The sequence below is a fragment of the Mycobacterium sp. ST-F2 genome, assembly GCF_001905655.1.
GTDB lineage: Bacteria > Actinomycetota > Actinomycetes > Mycobacteriales > Mycobacteriaceae > Mycobacterium.
In genome coordinates, this window is record NZ_JMHT01000016.1 from 15,007 (window position 1) to 38,602 (window position 23,596).

Here is a 23,596-nt window from a genome sequence, read left to right on the forward strand (position 1 = left end):
CTCGAGGACCACCGATGAACCAGCCCGTCCCCCACAACCACGTCGCGATCGTGGTCACCGGCCCGGGTGCCCTTGCGGCGGCGGTTCGGCTGCACCAGGCCGGGATTGACGACGTCGTGCTGATCGATCACGACACCGACGATGTGACGGCGCTGCACTGGCAGGCGGACCGGCAGCGCTGGCTCGTCACGACCGCGAATGACGAACGGACGGCAACCCACATCGTCGTCGACACCGACGCGCTGGCCGACCGGCTGTTCGGCACCGAGGGCATGTCCATGGCCGAAAGCTGGGACGGCGAGCCCGTCGCCTATCTGGGGACGTCGGTCCACGGCTTCCCCAACTGCTATCTGGTGCACGGCCCGAACATCGGGCTGCGACACAACTCGGTCGAACAGATGCGGGAGTCCCAGGCGGACTACGTCGCGACCGCAGTGGCCTACGCCCGCGACTTCGGTTTCGCCGTGGTCGAACCGACACCGGCGGCCCAACAGAACTACGCCAGTTTCCGGCCGCGCGGCACTGCCGATTTCCGCCGTCGCACCAACAGTTTCACCCCGATGGATCATCTGGTCCAGCGGCCGGTGCGCACGTCGGCCGCCGTCAGCGCGGCGGGTCTCCCCGCCACCGGAAGCTGTTGACGTACTTGCCCATATCCGCGGCCAGCTCCAGGCTGGCCCCGGTCGGCGGGCCGGAACCGGGCCCGAATTCCTGAAACGGCCCCGCCGCCGCGGCGACGAGCGCCAGATCGTCCTGCACCGCCACCATGATCAGGATGCGGGTCCGCGAGGCGACGACGTTCTGTCCGTCCGGCCAGTCATCGGCAGCGACGCCGTAGCCCGGGTGATATCCAACCAGTGCGTTGGGGATCTCGTAGGCCACACGCGAATCCGGAAACGCGTCCAGCAGCAATGCGGTCGTGATGTCCTTGGCGTCCCGGCCCTGCGCCGGCTCCCCCCACAGCCGCATCACCCCGCCGGTGCCACCGGTGTACTGGGCCGTCACGCCGGTGTCGTTCATCGTCACCGAATATGCGGTACCCGGCGCCGGATAGGAGACGCTGAAAGCGCCGTCGGGCGCGGTGAACCTGGGGTTGATCACCACGGGCTTGCCCATCAGCGGGTGCCCGCAATTGGGCGGGCACTGATACCGCGCCGTCGGTTGGGTTGTGGCAGCGGAGATTCCGACCAACCCGAGGGCCAGCACCACGATCACCGCGGTCCACGTCGCGACCAGTCGCGGTGCGGACAGCACGCGTACGTCGCGTTCCGCGTCGTCGGCATCTTCGTTCCGCAGCGTCAATTGCAGGACCAGGCGGAGTAACAGCACCCCCAGCACAGCGAATCCGACGTGCCATGCCGTCTTCGCCCACTGCGAGATGCCGGCCGAATCCTCGTCGCCGAGCCACACGTGCGCCAGCACCGGCACGACGGCGATCAGCAGTACGCGCCACCAGATCCGCCGGCCGCGGGGCCGGAACCACAGTGCGGCACCGAGCATCCCGGCAGCGGCGGCCGCGGTGATGGGCATGGTGATGCCACGGATCACGGCTTCGATGAGGAAATCCGACAACGGCTGATCGTGGTCGACCAGCCCCGAATCGAGCTGGGCGAACATCCGGACGATCGTGGTCGCGGCCGTTGCACCCAGCGCGCCGGTCGCCCCGATCACGTAGCCGTACAACGCCTTTCGGTCTCCCGGGCTGAACACTCGGAGGAGCAGCGCGGGCGCTATCACCAACAGCGCCTCCACCGCAGAGAGGCCGGCCTCGACGGTCCGCAGATGCACTGCGGCAACACCACTTTCGAGCGGGACGCCATAGGCGCGCGCGACCACCGCACCGGACCCGAAGGCGAAGGCCACGCCGAACGCGATGCCTAGGCCCGTGCTCACGAGCAGCCGGACCTTCGCCGGGCCCCGGTAATCCAGCTGTCGGGCGTACAGCACGAACAGCAGCGGAATCCCCACGGCCACCGTCGCGATGAAGAGGCCCGGCAACCGCAGCACCGCCGCAACGGCCAGCCAGGCGACGAATGCAGCCATGGCGATCTGGAAGGACCGCCGACCGTGGGCCGGAAGCTCTGGGAACAGCGTGCTCACCAATCCGATGCCGCTCATCCGGTTGTCCCCTGCGCCACCAGCAGGCTGCGTGCCAGCTTGTCGATATCGGGTGTGCCCAGGCCGGTGACGGAGTCGAAGCCGGGGCCGGCCATCGCTATCGCGTTACCGCCGACGGTGACGTCGTGGAACGCCGGGAGCCGTCCCGCCCGCTGCACGCGGTACAGCAGCGGGTTCAGGTCGCCGAGCAGTCGCCCGCCGTGATCGAGCAGGTACTGGTCGATCACCGCCGCCATCCCGGCCCAGATCGGCGCGGACATGGAAGTGCCTCCGGCCAGCACGGTTTCGCCGTGGAAGACCATGCGGGCCCCGGTGAAGAAATCCGCGACGGCCGAGACGTCGGGGACGAGCCGCTTGTTGCGGCCGCGGTCCGACGGCACACCCCGTTGCCAGGCCGGGCGGTCGAACAGCGCCGATACCCCGCCGCCACTGCCGTGGGTGAGGGGCACGTCGAACCAGGCCTGCTCGCCGAGCCATTGGCCGTGCTCGTCGGTGGACAGCGTGGTGCCGCCGACGGCCGTCATCTCGGGTACCGATGCCACCGAGTCGAGTCCGATGTCGTCGATGCTCGGCGGTGCCGACCAGTCCTGCCCGCCTTTGCATTCCAGCCCCGCGAGATCGCCACTGGCATCGAAGGCGGTGGTGCCGCTGCGGTGCGCCCGCGCCAGTGCCGACCGCACGGGTGCCAGATCGGCGGCGGTGAGCATCTTGTCGCAGCCCCACCCTATGGACAGGCTCCACTCGGCGCCCGGGAAGCGCCGGTCGGCGTCGGCCATCATCTCGCCGATCTTGCGATAGGCGCCGTCGCCGGACACGGTCGGCCGGGCATTGACGTAGACGGTCTGGGCGTCGGGAGCGATGGCGTGCGCCATCTGGAGATCCATCGTGGTCTCGCCGGTGCGCTCGGATGGCATGTCCCCCACCACGATGGGAGTGAAGCGCGGCAACTGGTTCAGTTCGGCGAACATGTCGAGATCGGATTGATCGAAGCCGTCGAAACCGAAGATGACGATGGTGCGGCCCTTGCCGGTGTATCCCTGATCGGACAGCGGAAAGACGTTGTAGGCCCGGCGCAGGTCCTGGGCCGAGAGACCGCCGGCGGGGACGTCGCGCGGCGCGATCAGCGGCCGCGACTCCCGGAACGGCGTGTACCCGAGGAGCCTGCCGAATCCGCTCAACTCGGGAACCAACACCGGCGGCAGCTCGGGTTGGCTGGTCGCCGCATAGAAGGTCTGCCCGCGGCGCCCGCGGTAGTCGCGGACATCGACACGCAACGCCCGCGCCATGGCACGGGCGTCGCCTTCGACGGTGGCCCAGTCGTCGCCGGGCCGCCACTGCACCGAAAGCCCGGCGGCTCGCGCCCATTGGATCAACCCATCGGGCCGGGCGGCACGTGTCAGCGCAGCGGTCAGTTCGACGTGAGCTGCCGCGGACGGGCCGAGATCAGCCGAAGCCGACAGCAGATGGGCCAGTGGGCCGGTCAGGGCCAGACGGCCACCCCGCTCAGCGGGCGGGCCGGCGGACGCCAGCGCCGTCAGCCCGGCCGCTACCAGTACCGCGCCGATGCGCCGTACGGCGCATCGGCGACCTACTGGGATGGGGCTCCCGTTCCTAGTGCGGAGCGGTGACGACGTTGCCCGGCAGCGCCGTCTGCGGTCCCGGAGCCTTCACCGACGGGGAGAACGAGTTGCCACCCTTGGTGGGCCCGCCCTTCTCGCTCGGCGTCACCGGCGACGACGAGGCGGGTGCCGACGTCGTGGTCGTGGTGCTCGTGGTGGTGGTCGGCTCTTCCTTGGCCTTCTCGCCACAGGAAGAGAGCAGGCCCATCGCGAGTCCGGCGGTCACGGCGAGGCCGGCCACCATCTTCTTGCGGGTCGAGTGCCGAACGGTGGTCATACCGATTCTCCTTTTGTCCATTCCGTTCGCCCCGACGGCTGTAGCCACGAAGAAACGGGCATCGCGATCGTAATCTGATTCGCTTCTCACAGCATACCGACAAGCGATTTCCACCACTGGGATATCTAGCCCGATAGTGGGACATCGCACGCTGCTGGCAAACAACAGCTCAGAGCCCTGAAACCCACGCGACTGCGACCGCTGGGACAAATGAGACGGCAGTGAACCAAAAGCACCCGGCAATTCCCGCAAAGTAGTACGTGCCGTACCAGTGACCAATACGGTCGAAAGTGTTCGGACTTCAATGGCGAAGTCGTTTCACCTGTCGAATTCATAGAGGAAGTCTCACGTGAAAACCGAATTGCTCGTCCGCCGTACCGCCGCCGCCATCGGCGTCGCCGCACTCACCGGAGCTGCCGTCGTGGCCTGCTCCCAAACCAAGGACATCGGTTCCACCGCGTCGTCGGCTGCCAGCTCCGGAGCCAGCGCGGCATCGTCCGTCGCCAGCTCGGGAGCCAGCGCCGCATCGTCCGCCGCCAGTTCCGCGTCGAGCGCCGCCTCGTCGGCCATGGCCGGGTCGCCGACCACCATGAGCGTGCCGGGCGTGGGCGACGTCACCTTGGACGGTCCCGTCGCCGACGCCTACCAGAAAGCCGGTGGCGAAGCTGCTCTCGGCCAGCCGACCGCCCAGCCGCAGAAGGTCGGCGACGGCACGGTGCAGGCCTTCGCGAAGGGCACCATCTTCAGCTCGCCGGCGACGGGCGCCCACCTCGTGCAGGGTGAGATCCTCCGCGAGTACACGGAAAAGGGCGGCGCCGGAGGCGAATTGGGTTTCCCGACCACGGACGAAGCCCAGACCGCAGGCGGACCGGACGCGCCAAAGGGCGGCTGGATCAGCGAGTTCCAGAAGGGCACCATCACCTGGCTGAACCAGGGTGACGGCACCTTCAAGGCCACCATCACCCCCAAGCAGTAGTCACTGCTCCTCGGCGAGTGCGGCAAGCCGGGACAACGACGCCTGCAGCCACTCGGCCGAGGTCCGCCGGGCCCGGTTCAGCCGCTTCTCGTCGGTCAGCGCGGTCCAGTCGTAGGTGTGGGTGACGCGGGTGTGCCCGTCGTCGATGGGCTCGAGTTCCCAGCGCCACAGATGGCCCGGCTGCGGCAGCCCGGGTTCGGACGGCTTCCACGCGATGCGCCGTCCCTCGACGAATTCCACGACGTGGTTCTCGCGGTTGGTCCCCAACGTCAGGCCCATGACGAACACGTCACCCACGGCGTGCACGCGTTGGTCGACGGGCGCCTCCGCCAGGTTGTCGTTGCCGTCCCAGCGCGGCTGCTGTGCGGGGTCGGCGATGAGCTCGAAGATCTCCGCCGCCGGTGCGGCGATGTCACGACTGGCGCTGACGACCCGAATTTCGTTGTCCACGAGTCGTATTCAACCCTATGTCGGCAGCCGCCGGTTGATCACCAGCGCGGAGATCACCGCACAGGTCAGCGCGAACACGCCGAGGCGCAGCCACGCGGTACCGCCGGGTCCGCGGATGATCTCGTAGCCGATCTGCTGCTGGATGGCGTCGTAGCTCTTGTTGAGGTCCTCGATCTTGGCCGCCGTGTACATCTGCCCACCGGAGAGCTCGGCGACCCGCTTCATGGTGGTGTCGTTGACCGGGACGTTGACGCTCTGGTTGTCGACCTTGATCTTGCCGCCCTTGGTCCCGAACGCGATGGTCGAGATCGGGGTGTCCGACTCCTTGGAGGTCCGCGCCGCGGTGTAGGCGCCGTGCGGGCTGTCCGGGTTGCCGGGCCGGTTCTCCGCGCCGTCGGACAGCAACACGATGCGTTTCGGCGGCTTTTCGGTGTTGCCACTGCCACCGAGCACGTCGGCCAGGGTCGAGATCGCGCGCAGGGCCGCGAAGATGCCGTCGCCGGTCGCGGTGCCGTCGTCGACGGTGAGGTGGTCCAGCGCGGTGATGGTGGCGTTGTGGTCCGGCGTCGGCGACACCAGCAGGTTGGTGTTCCCGGAGAACGTGACCAGGCCGAGGTTCACGCCGGGGGTCAGCTTCTTCGCGAACTGCTTGGCGGCGTCTTTCGCCGCGGCCAGCCGGCTCGGGGAGACGTCGTCGGCCTCCATGGACCGGGAGACGTCCATCACGAGCATGATCACCGCGCGGTTGCGCGGGGTCTTGATCTCGTGGGTGGGGGCGGCGAGCGCGACGGTCAGGGACAGCAGCGCGGCCACCGAGAACACCATCGGGAGGTGCCGCCAGCGCGTCGGCTGCATCGGTACGACGTCGGTGCGCGGCTGGTCGCCGGCATAGCTGCGCAGCCGGCTGGCGCGGTTGCGTTGCGCCGCGAGATAGGCGGCCACCAACGCGATGGGCAGCAGTGCGGTCAGGAGCAGCCAGGGGTGCGCGAAGCCCGACAACGACACCGATCCGATTCCCGGAAGACTCATCGGCGCCCCGTCGCGTTCGTCACCATAAGTGAAAAGTGTAGGAGTCGGTGCATCGGGCACCCGGTAGCGGGGCTGTGGCCTGCGAGAACCGCGGGACCACGGCAGTAACAGCCGCCCCGTAAGCTGGCCGGACCGCCCCCCGACGCCTGCCGGAGGCCCATGCTCACCGTTCTGTACGTACACGCGATCGCCACTGTTCTCGCTCCACTGTTGGTACGACGCTGGGGACGGCGGGCGTTCTATCCGCTCGCGCTGGCGCCCGCGGGCTCGCTGATCTGGCTGGCGTCGAACTGGCCCGGGACCGGCGAGCAGACGCTGCACATCGACTGGGTGCCGCAGCTGTCCATGGACATCACGCTGCGGCTGGATTCGCTGGCGGCGATCATGTCGGTGCTGGTGCTGGGCGTCGGCACCCTCGTGCTGCTCTACTGCGCCGAGTACTTCCACCACGCCGACGGGCACACCGAGAACCGGCTGCCCAGCTTCGCCGCCGAGCTCGTCGCGTTCTCGGGCGCCATGTTCGGACTGGTCTGCAGCGACAACACGCTACTGCTGTACCTGTTCTGGGAACTGACGACCGTGCTGTCGTTCCTGCTCGTCGGCCACTATGCCGAGCGCGTCGCCAGCCGGCGCGCCGCCACCCAGGCGCTGCTGGTCACCACGTTCGGTGGTCTGGCGATGCTGACCGGCATCATCATGCTGGGCACGCTCGCCGGCACCTACCGGCTGTCCGACCTCGTCGCCACCGCGCCGACCGGCACCACCTCATCGGTCGCCGTCGTGCTGGTCCTCATCGGTGCACTGTCCAAGTCGGCCATCGTGCCGATGCACTTCTGGCTGCCGGGCGCCATGGCGGCGCCGACGCCCGTCAGCGCCTACCTGCACGCCGCGGCCATGGTGAAGGCCGGCGTGTACCTGATCGCGCGCATGACACCCGGTTTCGCCGATCACCAGCCGTGGCGGCCGACGGTCGTGACGCTGGGCCTGGTGACGCTGCTGCTCGCCGGCTGGCGTGCCGTGCGCGAGTACGACCTCAAACTGATCCTGGCCTTCGGCACCGTCAGCCAGCTCGGGCTGATCACGGTGATGGTCGGCGCCGGCGGTGGCGATCTGATGCTCGCCGGGCTCGCCATGCTGTGTGCGCACGCCATGTTCAAGGCCGCGCTGTTCATGGTCGTCGGGATCATCGACCACGCCACGGGCACCCGCGACATCCGGAAACTGGCGTGGCTCGGCCGGCGCAGCCCCGTGCTGCTGAGCATCGCCGTCGCCGCGGCCGCCAGCATGGCCGGGCTGCCGCCGTTCCTCGGCTTCGTCGCGAAAGAGGCCGACTTCGAAACCCTTTGGCACAGCCCGACATTGGGCGCGTCGGCACCGTTCGTGCTGGCGACCGTGGCGTTCGGGTCGGTGTTCACCACGATCTACAGCCTGCGGTTCCTCTACGGCGCGTTCGCCCGAAAAGGCAGGGAAGAGCCGACGATTCGCGTCACTGAGATGCACCGTCCCAGCCTCGGTTTCCTCATCCCGCCGGGCATCCTGGCCGTCGCCGGCCTCGGCTTCGGGCTGCTGCCGAACGCGTTGGACCACGCCATCGCCGACTACACCGCGACCATGCCGGGCAGCACTGGATACCACCTGGCGCTGTGGCACGGCGTCAACATGCCGCTGCTGTTGTCGGCCGTGATCCTCGGAGCCGGCGCGGCGGCGTTCGTGCTGCGGCACCGCCTCGAACGCTTCCGGGTGCCATATCTGCCGCTGGGCAATGCCGACCGGATGTACGACGCGGCCATCCGCGGCGCGGATCGCTTCGCCGTGCGGCTGACGGCGTTCACCCAGCGCGGCTCGATCCCGACGACGCAGGCGATGATCCTGTCGACCCTCGCCGTGCTGCCCGTCGCGGTGCTGCTGCTGGGTCCGCGGGACCAGCCCGACCTGAAGTTGTGGAACTCGCCGCTGCAGGTCGTCGTCGGCCTCATCGTGCTGGCGGCGGCGATCAGCGCGACGGTGATGCGCAACCGCCTGGCGGCCGTGCTGGTCGTCGGTGTCACCGGTTACGGCTGCGGCACGCTCTACATCTTCTACGGCGCACCGGACCTGGCGTTGACCCAATTCCTGGTCGAGACACTGACTTTGGTGGTCTTCCTGCTGGTGCTGCGCACCCTGCCCGCCGAATCCGACGCCGCCCACATGAAGCGGCACCGGCTGCCGCGTGCCCTGCTGGCCACCGCGGTCGGCGCGTCGGTGACGGCGCTGGCCGTCTACGCCATGGCCGCCCGCAAGACCCGGCCGCTGGCCGAGCTGCTGCCCGACGCGGCGTACTACCGCGGGCACGGCGCCAACACCGTCAACGTGCTGCTGGTGGACATCCGGGCCTGGGACACTCTCGGCGAGATCTCGGTGCTGCTCGTCGCCGCGACCGGTGTGGCGTCGATGGTGTTCCGGCACAGGCGTTTCGGCTCGGCGCCCCGGGTACCGAAAGATCACCGGCCGACACCCGACATCACCTGGCTGCGGGGCAGCGACCTGCGCGATCCGCGGCACCGCTCCCTGGTGCTCGAGGTGGCGACCCGCATGATCTTCCCGCTCATCATGGTGCTGTCGGTGTACTTCTTCTTCGCCGGACACAACACTCCCGGCGGCGGTTTCGCCGGTGGCCTGACGGCGGGTCTGGCGCTGGTGCTGCGGTACCTGGCCGGCGGCCGTTACGAATTGGGCGAGACGCTGCCGCTGGACGCCGGCAAGATTCTGGGTGCCGGCCTGGCGCTGTCGGCCGGGACGGCGACGGCCTCGCTGCTGCTGGGCGCCCCGGTGCTGTCCAGCGCGGTGGTGAAATTCACGCTGCCCCTGCTGGGTTCGGTGAAGGTGGTGACGGCGCTGTTCTTCGACCTCGGCGTGTACCTCATCGTCGTGGGCCTGGTGCTGGACATCCTGCGCAGCCTGGGCGCCAGGGTCGACGAAGAGTTGTACGCACCACGTGAGGCGGCCACCCGATGACGACCTATCTCGTCCCTCTTGTACTCATCGGCGGTCTCACCGGCACCGGCGTGTACCTGCTGCTGGAGCGCAACCTGACCCGAATGTTGTTGGGCCTGTTGCTGATCGGCAACGCGGTGAACCTGCTGATCCTGGTGATGGGGGGTGACTCCGGTAATCCGCCGGTGCGCGGCCGCACCAGCCACGGCCAGACGGGCACCGCCGACCCGCTGGCACAGGGCATGGTCCTCACCTCGATCGTCATCACCATGGGTGTCGCCGCGTTCGTGCTGGCGCTGATCTACCGGGCCTACCGCCTCACCACGGTCGAAGAGGTGGGCAACGACCCCGAGGACAGCCGCGTCGCGCAGCTGTCGACCACCGACACCCCGGCGGTCGAGGAAGACCGCGGCGAACCGTCCGTCGTCACCGACGCCGACGCACCCGCGGAACTCGACGCGCTACCCGCCGACCCGGTGGAGCAGGCGTGACGACGGGTGCGGTGCTGGCACCGCTGCCCGTTCTGATCCCGATCCTCGGTGCCGCCGCGACGATGTTCGCGGGCCGCCGGCCCCGGCTGCAGCAGGTCGTCGCGCTGGTGGCGCTCGCCGCGATGACGGCGGTCTGCGCGGCGCTGGTCTACGTCGTCGACCACAGCGGCACCGTCGCGGTCCACGTCGGCGGCTGGGGCCAGACCGAACCCGGCATGGGACCGCTCGGCATCGTGCTTGTCGTCGACCGGCTTTCGGCCCTGATGCTGGTGGTGTCCGCGATCGTGCTGCTGGCGGTGGTCTGGTACGCCATCGGACAGGGCATTCGCGACGGCGGCGACGAGCAGCCGGTGTCGATCTTCCTGCCGACCTACCTGGTGCTGTCGGCCGGCGTCTGCATCGCGTTCCTCGCGGGCGATCTGTTCAACCTGTTCGTCGGCTTCGAGGTGCTGCTGGCCGCGAGCTTCGTGTTGCTGACCGTCGGCGCCAGTGAGGAGCGGGTCCGCGCCGGCATCGGCTACGTCATGGTGTCCATGGTTTCGTCGGTGATCTTCCTGATCGGCATCGCGCTCACCTACGCGGCCACCGGCACCCTGAACCTCGCCGAGCTGGCGAACCGGCTCGACGGCATCACCCCGGGTACCCGGGCGGCACTGTTCGCGGTGCTGCTGGTGGCGTTCGGCATCAAGGCGGCGGTGTTCCCGCTGTCGGCATGGCTGCCCGACTCCTACCCCACCGCCCCGGCACCGGTCACCGCGGTGTTCGCCGGCCTGCTCACCAAAGTCGGTGTGTACGCGATCATCCGGGCCCATACGCTGCTGTTCCCGGGTGGCTCACTCGACGGCGTGCTCATGATCGCGGCGCTGCTCACCATGTTGATCGGCATCTTCGGCGCCATGGCCCAGAGCGACATCAAGCGACTGCTGTCCTTCACCCTGGTCAGCCACATCGGCTACCTGGTGTTCGGCATCGCGGTGTCCAACCGGATCGGCATGGCCGGCGCCATCTACTACGTGGCCCACCACATCGTCGTGCAGACCACGCTCTTCCTGGTGGTGGGGCTGATCGAGCGGCAGGCCGGGGCCTCGACACTGCAGCGCCTCGGTGGACTCGCGGCGGCCAGCCCGCTGCTGGCGTTCGTGTTCATCATCCCGGCGCTGAACCTCGGCGGCATTCCGCCGTTCTCGGGTTTCATCGGCAAGGTGGCGCTGCTGCAGGCCGGCACCGAGAGCGCGTCGGTGCTCGCATGGGCACTCGTCGCCGGCTCCGTCATCACCAGCTTGCTGACGCTGTACGTCATGGCGCGGGTGTGGACGCTCGCGTTCTGGCGCGCCCGCGACGACGCGCCGGAGGGCATGCTGTCCACGGCAGCCCCGGCCGGACTGCTCGAGCCGGTGGCGAACGTGGCCGTCGACGACCGGCCGGACGTCGGCCGGATGCCCGTCAGCATGCTGGCGCCGACCGCGGTGCTCATCGCGGTGGGGCTCGCCCTGACGGTGTTCGCGGGGCCCATCTTCGGGTTCGCGGAGCGGGCCGCCGACCAGGTCGCCGACCGCGCCCAGTACATCTCGGTGGTGTTGACGCCATGAGGCAGTGGTTACCGCGCGTGGGCATCCTGGTCTGGCTGATGGCCGTGTGGATTCTGTTGTGGGGCAATATCTCCGCCGCCAACATCGTCGGCGGCCTCGCCGTCGCCGTGCTGATCACGGTGCTGCTGCCGTTGCCGCAGGTGCCGGTGGCGGGCCGGCTCCATCCACTGTCACTGGCGTGGCTCGTGCTCAAGGTCGCCTACTACCTGGTGCAGTCCTCGATACAACTCGCGTGGCTCGCAGTGAGACCCGGACCCCCACCGCTGACCGCGGTGCTCCGGGCGCGGCTCGCCCTCAAATCGGATCTGGTGCTGGCAGTGGCCGTCAACGTCATCATTCTCATTCCCGGCTCGATCGTGTTGGAGATCGACCAGGCGCGGCGGATGATCTACGTCCACGTGATCGATGTGGGCTCTGAGCGGTCGGTGCGACAGTTCTACCGCCAGGTGGCCGAGATCGAACGGTTGATGATCGCGTCGTTCGAACGCGAATCCCATTGGCAGCCTTTGGAGGCGGACCCCGCGTGAACACCCTGTGGATCATTGCTGCCGGAATGCTGATCACAGCTGCGGCCATCACGATGTTCCGGCTGCTGGCCGGTCCCGGCACCCTGGATCGCCTGGTGGCGCTCGACACGTTCGTGGCCGTCACCATGTGCGGCATCGGCACGTGGGCGGCCTACAGTCTCGACACCACAGCGACCTACAGCTTGACGGCGCTGGCCCTGATCACCTTCGTCGGTTCGGTCAGCGTGGCCAGGTTCCGCGTCCGCGACACCGATCAGGAGCCGCCGCGATGAACGTATTCGACATTGTCGCCGTGGCTTTGATCCTCGGCGGCTCGGTGCTGGCGCTGACAGCAGCCGTCGGCGTCGTGCGTTTCCCGGACACCTTGTCGCGACTGCAGGCCGCCAGTAAGCCGCAGGTGCTCGGACTGCTGCTGGTGCTGACCGGCGCCGGGCTGCGCCTGCGCGGGCACGCCGACGTCGGCATGCTGATCCTGGCCGGTCTGTTCACCCTGATCACCGCTCCGGTGGTGGCCAACCGGGTCGGCCAGCTCGCCTATCGTGAACAGAGTTTCCGCGACGACCTGCTGATCCGCGACGAATTGGACGACTATGGCGCGAACTGACGACGATTCCTGGGGCATCACCGAAAGCGTGGGTGCCACCGCGTTGGGGGTGGCGATGGCCCGGGCCGCCGAATCCGCTTCGGAGAACCCGCTGTTCGACGACCCCTACGCGCAGCTGTTCATCGACGCCGCCACCGCGGCCGGCTGGTCTTCATCGTTCTCCGGCGGCGCGGCCGGTTCGGCACAGGCGCAACGCATCCGCATGGTGTGGGCATACGCGGCAGCACGCACCAAGTGGTTCGACGAGTTCTTCGCATCGGCCGGCGCCGACGGCATCCGCCAGGTCGTCATCTTGGCCGCGGGCCTGGACGCGCGGGCCTGGCGACTCCCCTGGCCCGACGGCACCGTGGTTTCGAGATCGACCAGCCGAAAGTGTTGGCGTTCAAGGAGGAAACCCTGGCCGCCCATGGCATTCAGCCGGCCGCCCGGCACGTCGGCGTACCCATCGACCTCCGCCAGGACTGGCCGGAAGCCTTGCGGCGAAGCGGTTTCGACCCCGCCCAGCCGACGGCCTGGCTCGCCGAGGGGCTGCTGCCCTACCTGCCCGCCGAGGCCCAGGATCTGCTGTTCGACCGTCTCCACGAACTCAGCGCGCCCGGTAGCCGTGTCGCTGTCGAGGGCTTCGGCGCCAACTATTTCAGCGAGGAGAACCAGCGCATCCGCAAAGCCCGGATGGATGCGATCCGCGAGGAAGCCGCCAAGGCCGGTCAGCAGGTGACCGACGTCTCCGAGCTCTTCTACCCAGAGCCGCGCGAGGACGTCGCCGAGTGGCTGGCCCGCCACGGCTGGCAGACCCGCGTCGAGACCTCCGTGGAGGTCACCGGCCGCTACAAGCCCGACGTCGCCGGCGAGGTGCCGGACATCGGCAGCGAGTTCGTGGACGCCAAGCTCAGTTGAACTTGATCTTCACCTGCTCGCCACTGACGTCGGCGGTGGTGCCGGTGACATATGAGGTCAACGTGCCGCGCTTGGTCCCGCCGTTGCGGCCCTGGCCGCTCACGTCGTAGTGGACCTCGCCGGAAATACGTACCTCCATGCGGTATTCGTCCAGATCACCGACCTTGACGGCGCTCATGTCGGGCGGGCTCCATGTCACGGTGCCGTCGACCAGATCGCGGTCGCTGATCTTCACCGGGCAGGGTGCCGGCGGCACCAGTGAGCGCGACGACGAGCAGCTGCCGTACGCCGCCTCCAGCAGCTTGGTGATGGTCTTGGTGCCGGAGTCGTTGAGCGCAAATTTCGGCTGCAGGTAGGCGCTCGCCGAATACCCTTCGATGGCGTCGAGCAGCAGCGGCTTGCTGTTGGTGACCGTGACGTACGGGCTGGTGCTGCCGAGGTCCAGGAAGCCGGGGAACACGTAGATCGCCGATTCCTCGCCGATCTCCTTGCCGAACACCGTCATCGTCTTGTCCGCGGCGTTGTTGGAACTACTCAGCGACGACAGATCGACCTTGACGGCCGCGTGGGCCAGCTGCCACTTGCCGCCTTCCTTCTTGACGTGAATCGTGGCGTCGGAATTCTTGTCACCGAACTTGGCCGCCACGTGGACGTCGGCGCGGCCGATCGACTCCATGGTCTTGTCTTCGTTGAGGATGCGGATGTCACTGATCGGCCATTCGGCGGTCTGCTTCTTCAGCACGTCGCTGGAGAGGAACTCCTTCGAGGCCGGCTGGTCGTTGCTGAAGGACAGTGCCATGTCGGCATTGCCGTTCGACAGCGCCTCCAGGTAGCCCTTGACGACCTCGCTGGCGGAGCTCGAGCCGCTGCTGTCGCCCGAACCGAACGAGTCGTAGACGTAGTAGATGCCACCACCCAGCACGACGAGCACCACCACGATGGCCGCGATGATCAGCGGCACCTTGTTCTTCTTCGGCGGGGTGACGAACGGCTGGGCGCCGTAGCCACCTCCGGGTGCACCCGGGGCACCTGGCCAGCCCATGGGGGCGGTACCGGGAGCGCTCGGCGGCTGGCCCCAGCCGCCGGTCTGCGGCGCGACCGGCTGGCCCCACGCCGGTGTCTGCGGCGGGCCTGCCGGCTGCTGACCGGCCGGCGGCTGGCTCAACGGCGGCGGCGTCTGCGGCGGCCATCCGGGGGCGGCCGGTGGCGTGGTCTGGTGAATCGCCGTCTCTTCTTCGTCGGACGACCTGCCCGCGCCGCCACCTGGGTTGGGACCGTTGTAACCGCTCCCCTGCCAACCCGTCATCGTGAACCCTCCCCGTAACACAACAAGCTGTGTCAAGGATAAGCGGTGCCGCACCCCCCTGCCTGCACGGAACGGCCGCCGCTACTCCTCGGACAGCTGGAATTCCACCATCGCGGTGAGACTCTCGACCGCTTCTTCGAGCGCGTCCAGCCGGGCCGTGGCATTCGGCGCGGCCAGCACGGAGTACTTGTCGGCCTGGCCGATCGGCAGTAGTGCGGCCAGCGCGTAGAGGCGTTGTCCCACATCGGGTTTGACGGTCCTGGCCAGGATCGAGGCCCGGTCCCGCAGGCGTGCGCCCTGCGCCGACGCGATGCGTTCGAACAGCGCGATGATCCGGTCCTCGACCGCCACGATGGACGCCTCCGGGACCACCGGCCCGGGCTCGTCGGGCCACCTCTCGATTTCGGCCCGCGGATACGGATCGTCGTTGTGCCACTGCACTATTCGGATGCGGTCGGTCACGCTGCAGCTAAGCATGTACCGGCCGATGCCCTGCGGCTGGCACCGGTCGATCTGGGCGAGCGCCCCGACCGAGCACCGGGCGTCGCCGCCGCCGACCTCACGGCCGGCCGAAATCAGCACCACGCCGAACACCTGCTCCGGGGCGGCCATACAGTCCCGCACCAGTTCGCCGTACCGCGGCTCGAAGATCCGCAGCGGCAGTTCGTCGCCGGGCAGCAGCGCGGACTCCAGCGGGAACATCGGCGTGATGGGCACGGCTACAACACCAGCTCCGACACCAACGCGTCCACGACTTCCAGCAGATCCCCGTCGGTTTCCTCGGCGACCCGGCGCTGGCGTTGATAGGAGCCGCCCAGGGTGTAGATGTCGACCACCCGGGCCAACTCGTCGGCGCAATTCAGTGATGCCGCAACCGGTTCCAACCGGTTCAGCAGCTCGTCCAGATCTTCGGTGACCAACCGCTCGTTGCTGTCGGCATCCAGGATGATCTCGGCGTCCAGTCCGTACCGCGCCGCGCGCCACTTGTTTTCCTGCACATGCCAGGGCGGCATGGTCGGCAGCTGCTCGCCGGCGTCGAGCCGGCGGTCCAGATCGACGATCAGGCAGTGCGTCAGCGCGACCAGCGCACCGAGTTCGGCGATGTTGGACACGCCGTCGAAAATCCGGACCTCGATCGTGCCGAGATGCGGCGACGGCCGGATGTCCCAACGGATTTCGTTCATGTGGTCGATGATGCCGGTCTTGCGCTGGTCGTAGACGAAGCGCTCGAAGTGAGACCACTTCTGGAAGTGGAATGGCAGGCCCGCGGTCGGCAGCTGCTGGAACATCATGGCCCGGTTGCTGGCGTAGCCGGTGTCCTCACCGTCCCAGTACGGCGACGACGCCGACAGCGCCAGCAGATGCGGGTACTGGTTGAGCAGCGACGTGATGATCGGCATCACCTTGTGCGCCGAGGAAATCCCGACGTGTACGTGCACGCCCCAGATCAGCATCTGCCGGCCCCACCACTGGGTCCGTTTGATCAGTTCGGCGTAGCGCTGCCCTTCGGTGAGCTGCTGGCTCTCCCACTCGGCGAACGGGTGAGTGCCCGCGCAGAACAGCTCCATGCCGCGGTCGCGCACGATCCGGCGTACCGGGCCGAGCGTCGACCGCAGATCGTCCATGGCCTCGCCGGCGGTGTCGCAGACGCCGGTGACCACCTCAACGGTGTTGCGCAGCAATTCCTTGTGCACATGCGGCGTCTCGCCGATCTCGGCGATGACCGCGGCGGCCTCGTTGCTCAGGTCGCGGGTGCGGGCATCGACGAGGGCGAACTCCCATTCGACGCCGAGGGTCGGCCGTGGCGACCCGGCGAAATCGATTCGCGGTGGGGTGTGGCTGTCCGCGCTACCCGGCAGCGATGACACCGCACGCCACGCGCTTACCGGAGTCACCGGTGTTCATCGAAGCCTCGTCCGCCCCCGGTGCGGCGCCCTGGATCTGCTGGTACCGGTCAGCCGGGATGTTGCCGAAGTTGTCGGCCTTCTCGTGGATGATCAGCGCGGTCTTGTTGCCGGCGAGCAGCTGCTCGGCGGTGAAGGCGTCCGTGGTGGTCACCAGCGAGCCGGTGCCGTCACCCTTGACCTGCAGCGAGGCGAGGTCACCGCTCATCGGGTAGCCGGTGTGGCCCGGAGCCTGGAAGTGTCCGCCGGCGGACAGGAAGTCGCCGGGGGCGCCACCGGTCGGCGCCACCGAGTTCGGCTCGCACTTGCCGGCCGAGTGGATGTGCAGGCCGTGGAATCCGGGCGTCAGCACGCCGCCGGAGGTGGTCTTGACCGTCAGCGTGGCGAACCCACCGTTGAACAGGAACTCGGCGGTCGCGACCGTCGTGCCCTCGGGGGTCTTCAGCTCGGTGACCAGCTTCTCGCCGATCGGGGCGGCCTGCGGGGCAGCCTTTTCGCCGGCCTTTTCACCGTGGCCCTGCGGGGCGTGCTCGACGCCGGTCCAGATCGCCGGCGTGGTGCCAGGAGTGGTTGCGGGGACCTGTCCGGGAGGCGCACACGCAGCGACGACGGGTGCAATGACCGCAGCGGCGGCGAGGAAGCGAATCGGGGCTGAGATCGGCATGCCCGAGAGCCTAACCGGTCACCAGAACGATGACGCCCGGTCCCTTGTCATTGAGCGCCGGGATGCGCGGTTCGACGGGCGCGTCGAGGATTTTGCCGACCGCTTCGGCGGCTTCCTTCTCTCCCGCGGCCTCACCGAAATACACGGTCGTGGCGGCCGGCGGGGCGTCGACGCTGAGGTTGTCGGTCTCGGTCACGTTCCACTGCTGCTCGTGCAGCTTGTTGGCGACGGTCTGCGCGGCGCCGGCGACCTCAGAGATGTTGAACACCTTGACGTCGGCCTTGGCGGGCGCCGGCGTCGTCGACGTCGTGGTGGCAGTGGCGGACGTCGCACTGGCGGAGCTGCTCGACGAGCTCGAGTCGGAGCTGCTGTCTGAACTCAGCGACTGGAACGCCACCAGCAGGAACACGACACCGAGGAACAACAGCACCATGACCATGGCGCGCAGGGGCAGTCCGGAAGACTCTCGCTGATTCATTGCTCCCCACCTTATCGAGGCGGACCCTCAGGGCAGAAAAGCTAGGTGATTTCGAAACCGAGACGACGCGCGGCCTTGGCCTTCTGTCGGCTGGCGCGCTGCCGGCGCAGTCGCTTGACCAGCATCGGGTCCGCGGCCAGCGCCTCAGGCCGGTCGACCAGGGCGTTGAGCACCTGGTAGTACCGGGTCGCCGACATCGAGAAGAGTTCCTTGATGGCGTCCTCTTTGGAACCCGCGAATTTCCACCACTGACGTTCGAAACCAAGAATGTCGTGTTCGCGACGGGTCAACCCGTCAGCGAGCTCAGAGTCGTCCCCGGATCGCTCAGTACGCGCCATAGCGCCGTCCATTTCGCCCCTGGACCCTTTCTCTGATCTCGGTATATGCCAGCCTGTTTCGTGCGTCACAACGGATCTGGGACGCTGCAAGTGGTTCGGCGAACATTCAACCACGGCCGACGGTATTGAGCCGTGATCGTTACCCGCGAGTCGGATCATTAAGATTGCTCGTCATGGCTGTCCGTCCAATCTGCATCGTCGGTGACCCTGTTCTGCACACCGCGACCACTCCGGTGGCCGTCGGCGCCGACGGCTCCCTCCCTTCCGATCTCGCCGCGCTGATCGATGACATGTACGAAACGATGGACAAGGCCAACGGCGTGGGCCTGGCCGCCAATCAGATCGGTGTCGGGCTTCGGCTGTTCGTCTACGACTGCGCCGACGACCGCGGCCAGACCGCGCGGCGCCGCGGCGTCGTGATCAACCCGGTGCTGGAGACCTCGGAGATCCCCGAGACCATGCCCGACCCGGACTACGACGACGAGGGCTGCCTGTCGGTTCCCGGCGAATCGTTCCCGACCGGCCGCGCCTCGTGGGCCAAGGTCACCGGTCTGGACGCCGACGGCAAGCCCGTCGAGCTGGAGGGCACCGGTCTGTTCGCCCGGATGCTGCAGCACGAGACCGGTCACCTCGATGGCTTCCTGTACCTCGACTGCCTGATCGGCCGCAACGCGCGGGCCGCCAAGCGGATGGTCAAGTCGAACAAGTGGGGCGTGCCGGGGCTGAGCTGGATGCCGGGCGAGGTCGACGACCCGTTCGGGCACTGATGCCTTCGGTCGGTAGCCGCGTCTCGTTACGCTACCGGTTGCCCGAGGCCGGCCCCGAATCCCAGGCCTTCACCGACGTCGTCGGGCACCTCGAGGCGCTCACCCCGGTCGTGGTGGTGCGCACCAAATCGGGTGAGCGCGTCGAGATCGGCCCGGCCGCGGTGATGTCGGTGCGCGAGCTGTCGCACGCCCCGGTGCGCAATTCAGAGATACGTGCGGTCGAGCACGCGGCCGCCCTGGCCTGGCCGGGTACCGAACGGCACTGGGCCGGCGGCTGGTTGCTGCGCGCCGGCGGGACGGACAAGCGCACCAACTCGGCTGTGCCGCTGCTCTTTTCGTCGGACTTGACGACCCTGCCGACAATTGCCGACTGGTACGCCGAACACGGACTGCAACCGTGGGTGGCGCTGCCGGAGCGGCTGCTGCCGGTCCGTTCCGAAGGCGTCGAGCCGAATCGCGTGCTCACCATGGAACTGTCGGGCACCACCCATGCCGAATTGCCCTCGCATCCGGATGCCCGATGGTTGGAGATTCACGCACAGGACGTGCCCGTCGAGCTGCTCAGCACCGTCGTCGACGGAGACGTGGCATTCGCCACGGTGGCCGACGCGGCGGTCGGGCGGGTCGCCGTGACCACGGCGCCCGGCGGCAGGGTGTGGGCCGGGCTGTCGGACGTCGCGGTGCTCGAGCCGCAACGCCGGCGTGGACTCGGCCGGGCCGTCTGTGCCGAGCTGGTGGCCGGGGCCGCCGGCCGCGGCGCGACGCACGCCTACGTCCGGGTTCCCGACGACAACGCGCCGGCGATCGCGCTGGCCGAGTCGATGGGTTTCCGGCTGCATCACCGGTCGCGGTACGTGCTCCTGTAACGCCGCGGCCACGGTTTCCCGCGCGACATCGTCGGCGCCCGGGAAACCGTGGCCTCGGCAGGTACCAGCTAGTGCGCGTCGGCTCCACTGTGGGCCGAACCACCCTGAGCTGCAGTGGATTTCGCCGGTGCCGACTTCTTCACAGGCTTCGGCTTCTCGGCCTTCTCCGACTTCTGCTTGCCCGGCTTCTTCGACTCGGACTTCTTGGTCTCCGACTTGGTGGTCTCGGACTTCGTTGTGTCGGACTTGGTCTCGGACGTCTTCGTCTCCGACTTGGTGGTATCCGGGTTGGTGTCATCCGACTTCTGATTGTCGGCCTTCGTCGGCGTCGCCGGGGTCGCCGGGGTCGCCGGAGTGGCCGGGGTAGCCGGAGTGGCCGGGGTCTCGGACGTGGCGGGGGTAGCCGGAGTTGCCGGGGTCGCCGGAGTTGCGGGCGTCGCCGGGGTCGCCGGGGTCGCCGGGGTCTCCGCCTTGGCCGGAGCAGCAGGCTTCGCGGGCGCCTCCGGAGCCTCCGCTGCGGTGGCCTTCACCTGCGTCACCGCCAACGTGGACTGCGGGATCGAGGTGATCGAGTTGTCCGTCGCCGCCTTGGTCACCGACACCTGCGTGGCAGCAGCCGGATCGGCGGTGGTCTTGGGCGCCAGCGGATTACCCGTGCCGCTCCAGCCGATGGCCTTGGCGAGGATGCGGCCGAGCGACACCATGGCGCCGATGGGCCCGATGCCCAGACCGTCGATCTGCAGGTCCGTCCCGATGATGTCGGCATAGACGGTCTGTCCGAGTGAGTTCAGGATCGAGCCACCGAGGCCCATCTGGTCCCAGCCCGTCGATCCGGCGGTGAACAGTCCGCCGAACTGGATGTTGAGCGCCTTGACGACGGCATTGTCGCTGAGGGGAATGGTCTTGTTGATCAGCTTGGCCACGAGGTCCAAGTTGAGGTTGGCGCCGTTGAGGACGCCGTCCACCATGGCAGCCGGGATGTTGATGACGGTCTGCAGCGCTTTCGCCGCGTCGCCTTGCGACAGGGACGCACCGATGCTGGTGAGACTGTTCGCCAGCGCCACCGCCGGGCTGATCGCCGGTCCTGCCAGGCCGATCAGGACCCCGCTCAGAGGCGATGCCAGGAAGTTGAACACTTCCTGCACGACCCGGTTGGCCATGGCGTTCGAGGCCGTCGGAAGCAGCTTCGGAATCACCTGAAGCAGGATGAAGTGGAAGCCATCGTTCGAGTCGACGGACTGCGAGTTGTTGCCGGGGTCGGTGCCCAGCAACGTCGCGGCGGTGATCGCCGACTGCACGTTGTGCCCGATCTCGCCCAAAACCGTGCCGATGTTGCCGGGATTCTGCAGGATGGCCCCGACATGGTCGATCTGGTTCGCCAGGAACTGCTGCAGCAGCACCGCCGGCGCCTCGGAGAAGGCCTCGCCGATGCGCCCGGCATTCGCCGCGGCGGTCTTGAACGCGTCCTGCCACGGCTGCAGCGGGTTGTACGCCGCAGTCAGTTGCACGGCGGCGGTACTGACCGACGGCAGCGCCGGAAGCTTGACGGAGGCGGGTGCCGACGTGAGCAGTGGGCCGGCCACGATGGCCGCCGTGGTCGCTGCGCAGATACCCGCCTTGGTATGGCGACGGACGGCTGAATCCATGAATACGACTCCCTCTTTGCGAATTGATTGGCTTGATTTGGGCAGGACAAAAGAGCTCGGTTGATCGGACGGAGGGTCCGACGGGAATCAGTGGGCCTCCCCCGAGCAGGGAGGCCCACCGACTGCGACTACGTGCTGCTGACTACTTGCTCGAGGCGGCCGAAGCGTGCGAGCCGGCACCTCCGTCAGCGCCGTTCGCCGAACCACCTTGGCCAGCAGCAGATTTCGCCGGCGCCGGCTTCTTCGCAGGCTTCGGCTTCTCCGACTTCTGCTTGCCCGGCTTCTTCGACTCGGGCTTCTTGGTCTCGGACTTGGTGGTGTCCGACCTCGCGTCCGACTTCGTGTCCGACTTGGTCGAGTCCGCCTTCTGGTCATCCGACTTCTGGTTGTCGGACTTCGTCGGCGTCGCCGGAGTGGCCGGGGTCGCGGGCGTAGCCGGCGTAGCCGGGGTCGCGGGCGTCTCCGAAGTTGCCGGGGTAGCGGGGGTCGCCGGGGTCGCGGGCGTAGCCGGAGTTGCCGGGGTCGCCGGCGTCTCCGTCTTGGCCGGCGCGGCAGGCTTCTCGGCCGGGGCCTGTGCCGCCGTGGCCTTCACCGGAGTCACGGCCAACGCAGGCTGCGGGATCGAGGTGATCGAGTTGTCCGTGCTCGCCTTCGTCACCGACACCTGGGTGGCGGCAGCCGGTTCGGCAGCAGCCTTGGGGGCCAACGGATTACCGGTACCACTCCAACCGATGGCCTTGGCCAGCAGATGGCTGAGGTTCACGAGCGCACCGATCGGCCCGATGCCCTGGCCGGTGATCTCCAACGGGAATCCCGGGGCGAGCACCGTTTCGGCCGTGAGGCCCAGGGAGTTCAGGATCGAGCCACCGATGCCGGTCATGTCCATGCCCGTCACACCGGCGGTGAACAACCCACCGAACTGGATGTTCAGCTTCTGCAGCTCGTTGCCGGCCGGCATGGTCTTGGTGATCAGCGGCGCCAGCACATCCAGGTTCAGGTTGGCTCCGTTGAGGAAGCCGTTCACCATGGCCGCGGGGATGTTGATGGCGGCTTGGGCCGCGGTCATCGCGTCACCCGCGGCGAGCGAGGTCGCGATCTTGGTGATGCTGTTGACGAGCGCCACCACGGGGCTGATGCCGGGACCCACCAAACCCATCAGCACACCGCTGAGCGGCGATGCCAACACGTTGACCACCTGCGTGACGATCGCGGACGCCTGCGGGTTGCCCGCCGTCGGGAGCATGTTGGGGAGCATCTGCGCGACCAGGCCGTGCCACACGTCGTTCGAGCCGGCGATGGTCCAGTCCTCTGGCTTGGTCCCCAGCAGCGTGGCGGCGGTGATCGCCGACTTCACGTTCTGCCCGACGTCCTGGATCACCGCGCCGATGTTGCCGGGATTCTGCAGGATGGCCCCGACATGGCTGATCTGGTTCGCCAGGAACTGCTGCAACAACACGGCCGGCGCCTCGGAGAAGGCCTCGCCGATGCGCCCCGCGTTGGCCGATGCGGTGTTGAACGCGTCGAGCCACGGCTGCAGCGGGTTGTACGCCGCAGTCAGCTGCACCGCGGCGGTGCTGACCGACGGCAGCGACGGCAGATGCGCGGCGGCGGGCACTGACGGCAACAGCGGGCTGACCACGATGGCCGCCGTGGTCGCTGCGCAGATACCCGCCTTGGTATGGCGACGAACCGCAACGTTCATGACGTGACTCCTCGGGGGTCGGCTTGCTTACTGGCGGGTAATTTACCGACGAGTAACCGAGTTAATCCAGAGTTTTTGACGAAGTCGTAACGAATCGATAGCGACGGCATGCGGTTCACAGGCCACACCAAGCTGGTTTGCGTATTAGCCGGTAAAGCGCCGTTCATAGCCCCGCTAACCTTCCGGGCAAATGGCCAGTCGGCAAACCCATTTACGCCGCCGAGCGAGCCTGCTGCGCCACCCCGGAACGCTAGGCGGACCAGCCAGATATATTCCGATTAGTCATGCTCAAGCGTGATTTTCGTGTCGTGACCGAGACCACATCGCATGACGATCGTGATCGGCATCTCACAACGGCGAAGTCGGGCCTGTGAA

24 protein-coding genes and 1 pseudogene are annotated in these 23,596 nt (G+C 68.0%); 12 read left to right on the top strand and 13 right to left on the bottom strand.

The features are described from left to right. The first annotated feature begins 14 nt into the window (after positions 1 to 14). Positions 15 to 641, top strand: a complete 627-nt coding sequence (locus EB75_RS06960; protein WP_073694736.1) for an NAD(P)/FAD-dependent oxidoreductase — start codon at positions 15 to 17, stop codon at positions 639 to 641. Here the strand turns inward: EB75_RS06960 and EB75_RS06965 are convergent. Both EB75_RS06965 and EB75_RS06970 read right to left on the bottom strand, forming a co-directional pair. Then, on the bottom strand, positions 604 to 2,118 hold the full coding sequence (locus EB75_RS06965) for a hypothetical protein (RefSeq protein WP_083612044.1): 1,515 nt from the start codon (positions 2,116 to 2,118) through the stop codon (positions 604 to 606). The two genes, EB75_RS06960 and EB75_RS06965, sit on opposite strands and share 38 nt — an antisense overlap. Further along, positions 2,115 to 3,458 (bottom strand): S53 family peptidase, encoded by a 1,344-nt coding sequence (locus tag EB75_RS06970; protein WP_371824488.1) that lies wholly within the window; start codon positions 3,456 to 3,458, stop codon positions 2,115 to 2,117. The genes EB75_RS06965 and EB75_RS06970 overlap by 4 nt, the downstream gene beginning before the upstream one ends. Positions 3,459 to 3,536: 78 nt before the next feature. On the opposite strand from EB75_RS06970, the gene EB75_RS29865 reads away from it, so the two are divergent. Then, the gene (locus tag EB75_RS29865) at positions 3,537 to 3,746 is read left to right on the top strand and encodes a hypothetical protein (protein WP_286150108.1); all 210 of its coding nucleotides are present in this window, start codon (positions 3,537 to 3,539) and stop codon (positions 3,744 to 3,746) included. Here the strand turns inward: EB75_RS29865 and EB75_RS06975 are convergent. Then, complete coding sequence (locus EB75_RS06975) at positions 3,730 to 4,014, bottom strand: hypothetical protein (protein ID WP_073694737.1); 285 nt, start codon at positions 4,012 to 4,014, stop codon at positions 3,730 to 3,732. The two genes, EB75_RS29865 and EB75_RS06975, sit on opposite strands and share 17 nt — an antisense overlap. Before the next feature lie 349 nt (positions 4,015 to 4,363). Here EB75_RS06975 and EB75_RS06985 point away from each other — a divergent pair, with 349 nt between their 5' ends. Next, positions 4,364 to 4,990, top strand: a complete 627-nt coding sequence (locus tag EB75_RS06985) for an LGFP repeat-containing protein (protein WP_234785335.1) — start codon at positions 4,364 to 4,366, stop codon at positions 4,988 to 4,990. On the opposite strand, the gene EB75_RS06990 is transcribed toward EB75_RS06985, so the two are convergent. Next, positions 4,991 to 5,440: an SRPBCC family protein gene (locus EB75_RS06990; RefSeq protein WP_064860095.1), complete on the bottom strand. Its 450-nt coding sequence runs from the start codon at positions 5,438 to 5,440 to the stop codon at positions 4,991 to 4,993. A 15-nt stretch (positions 5,441 to 5,455) separates the two neighbouring features. Continuing rightward, the gene (locus EB75_RS06995; protein ID WP_064860094.1) at positions 5,456 to 6,469 is read right to left on the bottom strand and encodes a VWA domain-containing protein; all 1,014 of its coding nucleotides are present in this window, start codon (positions 6,467 to 6,469) and stop codon (positions 5,456 to 5,458) included. Between the two features lie 159 nt (positions 6,470 to 6,628). On the opposite strand from EB75_RS06995, the gene EB75_RS07000 reads away from it, so the two are divergent. The 7 genes and pseudogenes from EB75_RS07000 to EB75_RS07030 all read left to right on the top strand — a co-directional run bounded on the left by EB75_RS07000 (position 6,629) and on the right by EB75_RS07030 (position 13,550). Next, positions 6,629 to 9,463, top strand: coding sequence for a Na+/H+ antiporter subunit A (locus tag EB75_RS07000; protein WP_073694739.1), 2,835 nt, complete (start codon positions 6,629 to 6,631; stop codon positions 9,461 to 9,463). Continuing rightward, positions 9,460 to 9,933, top strand: a complete 474-nt coding sequence (locus tag EB75_RS07005; protein WP_073694740.1) for a Na(+)/H(+) antiporter subunit C — start codon at positions 9,460 to 9,462, stop codon at positions 9,931 to 9,933. The genes EB75_RS07000 and EB75_RS07005 overlap by 4 nt, the downstream gene beginning before the upstream one ends. Further along, entirely contained in the window at positions 9,930 to 11,522 is a 1,593-nt protein-coding gene (locus EB75_RS07010; protein ID WP_073694741.1) for a Na+/H+ antiporter subunit D, read from the top strand. Before EB75_RS07005 ends, EB75_RS07010 begins: the two co-directional genes overlap by 4 nt. Then, the gene (locus EB75_RS07015) at positions 11,519 to 12,049 is read left to right on the top strand and encodes a Na+/H+ antiporter subunit E (RefSeq protein ID WP_073694742.1); all 531 of its coding nucleotides are present in this window, start codon (positions 11,519 to 11,521) and stop codon (positions 12,047 to 12,049) included. Before EB75_RS07010 ends, EB75_RS07015 begins: the two co-directional genes overlap by 4 nt. Next, entirely contained in the window at positions 12,046 to 12,321 is a 276-nt protein-coding gene (locus tag EB75_RS07020) for a monovalent cation/H+ antiporter complex subunit F (protein WP_073694743.1), read from the top strand. Before EB75_RS07015 ends, EB75_RS07020 begins: the two co-directional genes overlap by 4 nt. After that, positions 12,318 to 12,653, top strand: a complete 336-nt coding sequence (gene mnhG, locus EB75_RS07025; protein WP_073694744.1) for a monovalent cation/H(+) antiporter subunit G — start codon at positions 12,318 to 12,320, stop codon at positions 12,651 to 12,653. The genes EB75_RS07020 and mnhG overlap by 4 nt, the downstream gene beginning before the upstream one ends. Then, a pseudogene (locus EB75_RS07030) lies at positions 12,640 to 13,550 on the top strand (class I SAM-dependent methyltransferase). The gene mnhG and the pseudogene EB75_RS07030 overlap by 14 nt, the downstream one beginning before the upstream one ends. On the opposite strand, the gene EB75_RS07035 reads toward EB75_RS07030, so the two are convergent. The 6 genes from EB75_RS07035 to napA all read right to left on the bottom strand — a co-directional run bounded on the left by EB75_RS07035 (position 13,543) and on the right by napA (position 18,252). After that, positions 13,543 to 14,856, bottom strand: a complete 1,314-nt coding sequence (locus EB75_RS07035; protein ID WP_073694745.1) for a DUF4878 domain-containing protein — start codon at positions 14,854 to 14,856, stop codon at positions 13,543 to 13,545. The pseudogene EB75_RS07030 and the gene EB75_RS07035 sit on opposite strands and share 8 nt — an antisense overlap. 81 nt (positions 14,857 to 14,937) lie before the next feature. After that, entirely contained in the window at positions 14,938 to 15,573 is a 636-nt protein-coding gene (locus tag EB75_RS07040) for an LON peptidase substrate-binding domain-containing protein (RefSeq protein WP_073694746.1), read from the bottom strand. A gap of 2 nt (positions 15,574 to 15,575) precedes the next feature. Further along, complete coding sequence (locus EB75_RS07045; protein WP_064860085.1) at positions 15,576 to 16,724, bottom strand: glutamate--cysteine ligase; 1,149 nt, start codon at positions 16,722 to 16,724, stop codon at positions 15,576 to 15,578. Further along, the gene (gene sodC, locus EB75_RS07050) at positions 16,705 to 17,424 is read right to left on the bottom strand and encodes a superoxide dismutase[Cu-Zn] (RefSeq protein WP_064860084.1); all 720 of its coding nucleotides are present in this window, start codon (positions 17,422 to 17,424) and stop codon (positions 16,705 to 16,707) included. The genes EB75_RS07045 and sodC overlap by 20 nt, the downstream gene beginning before the upstream one ends. Before the next feature lie 10 nt (positions 17,425 to 17,434). After that, positions 17,435 to 17,902, bottom strand: coding sequence for a LytR C-terminal domain-containing protein (locus EB75_RS07055; protein WP_064860083.1), 468 nt, complete (start codon positions 17,900 to 17,902; stop codon positions 17,435 to 17,437). Positions 17,903 to 17,943: 41 nt separating this feature from the next. Next, a complete protein-coding gene (gene napA, locus EB75_RS07060) occupies positions 17,944 to 18,252 on the bottom strand; it encodes a nucleoid-associated protein NapA (RefSeq protein ID WP_029105136.1) in 309 nt (102 codons plus the stop codon). 161 nt (positions 18,253 to 18,413) lie between these two features. Between napA and EB75_RS07065 the strand changes: the two genes are divergently transcribed. Both EB75_RS07065 and EB75_RS07070 read left to right on the top strand, forming a co-directional pair. Next, positions 18,414 to 19,007, top strand: a complete 594-nt coding sequence (locus tag EB75_RS07065) for a peptide deformylase (protein WP_061001370.1) — start codon at positions 18,414 to 18,416, stop codon at positions 19,005 to 19,007. Then, positions 19,007 to 19,873: an N-acetylglutamate synthase, CG3035 family gene (locus EB75_RS07070; protein WP_061001371.1), complete on the top strand. Its 867-nt coding sequence runs from the start codon at positions 19,007 to 19,009 to the stop codon at positions 19,871 to 19,873. The genes EB75_RS07065 and EB75_RS07070 overlap by 1 nt, the downstream gene beginning before the upstream one ends. 68 nt (positions 19,874 to 19,941) lie before the next feature. Here EB75_RS07070 and gjpA (EB75_RS28400) read toward each other — a convergent pair whose 3' ends face one another. Further along, on the bottom strand, positions 19,942 to 21,519 hold the full coding sequence (gjpA, locus tag EB75_RS28400) for an outer membrane porin GjpA (protein WP_168175997.1): 1,578 nt from the start codon (positions 21,517 to 21,519) through the stop codon (positions 19,942 to 19,944). 142 nt (positions 21,520 to 21,661) lie between these two features. Further along, on the bottom strand, positions 21,662 to 23,221 hold the full coding sequence (gjpA, locus tag EB75_RS07080; protein WP_073694747.1) for an outer membrane porin GjpA: 1,560 nt from the start codon (positions 23,219 to 23,221) through the stop codon (positions 21,662 to 21,664). Positions 23,222 to 23,596 lie beyond the last annotated feature (375 nt).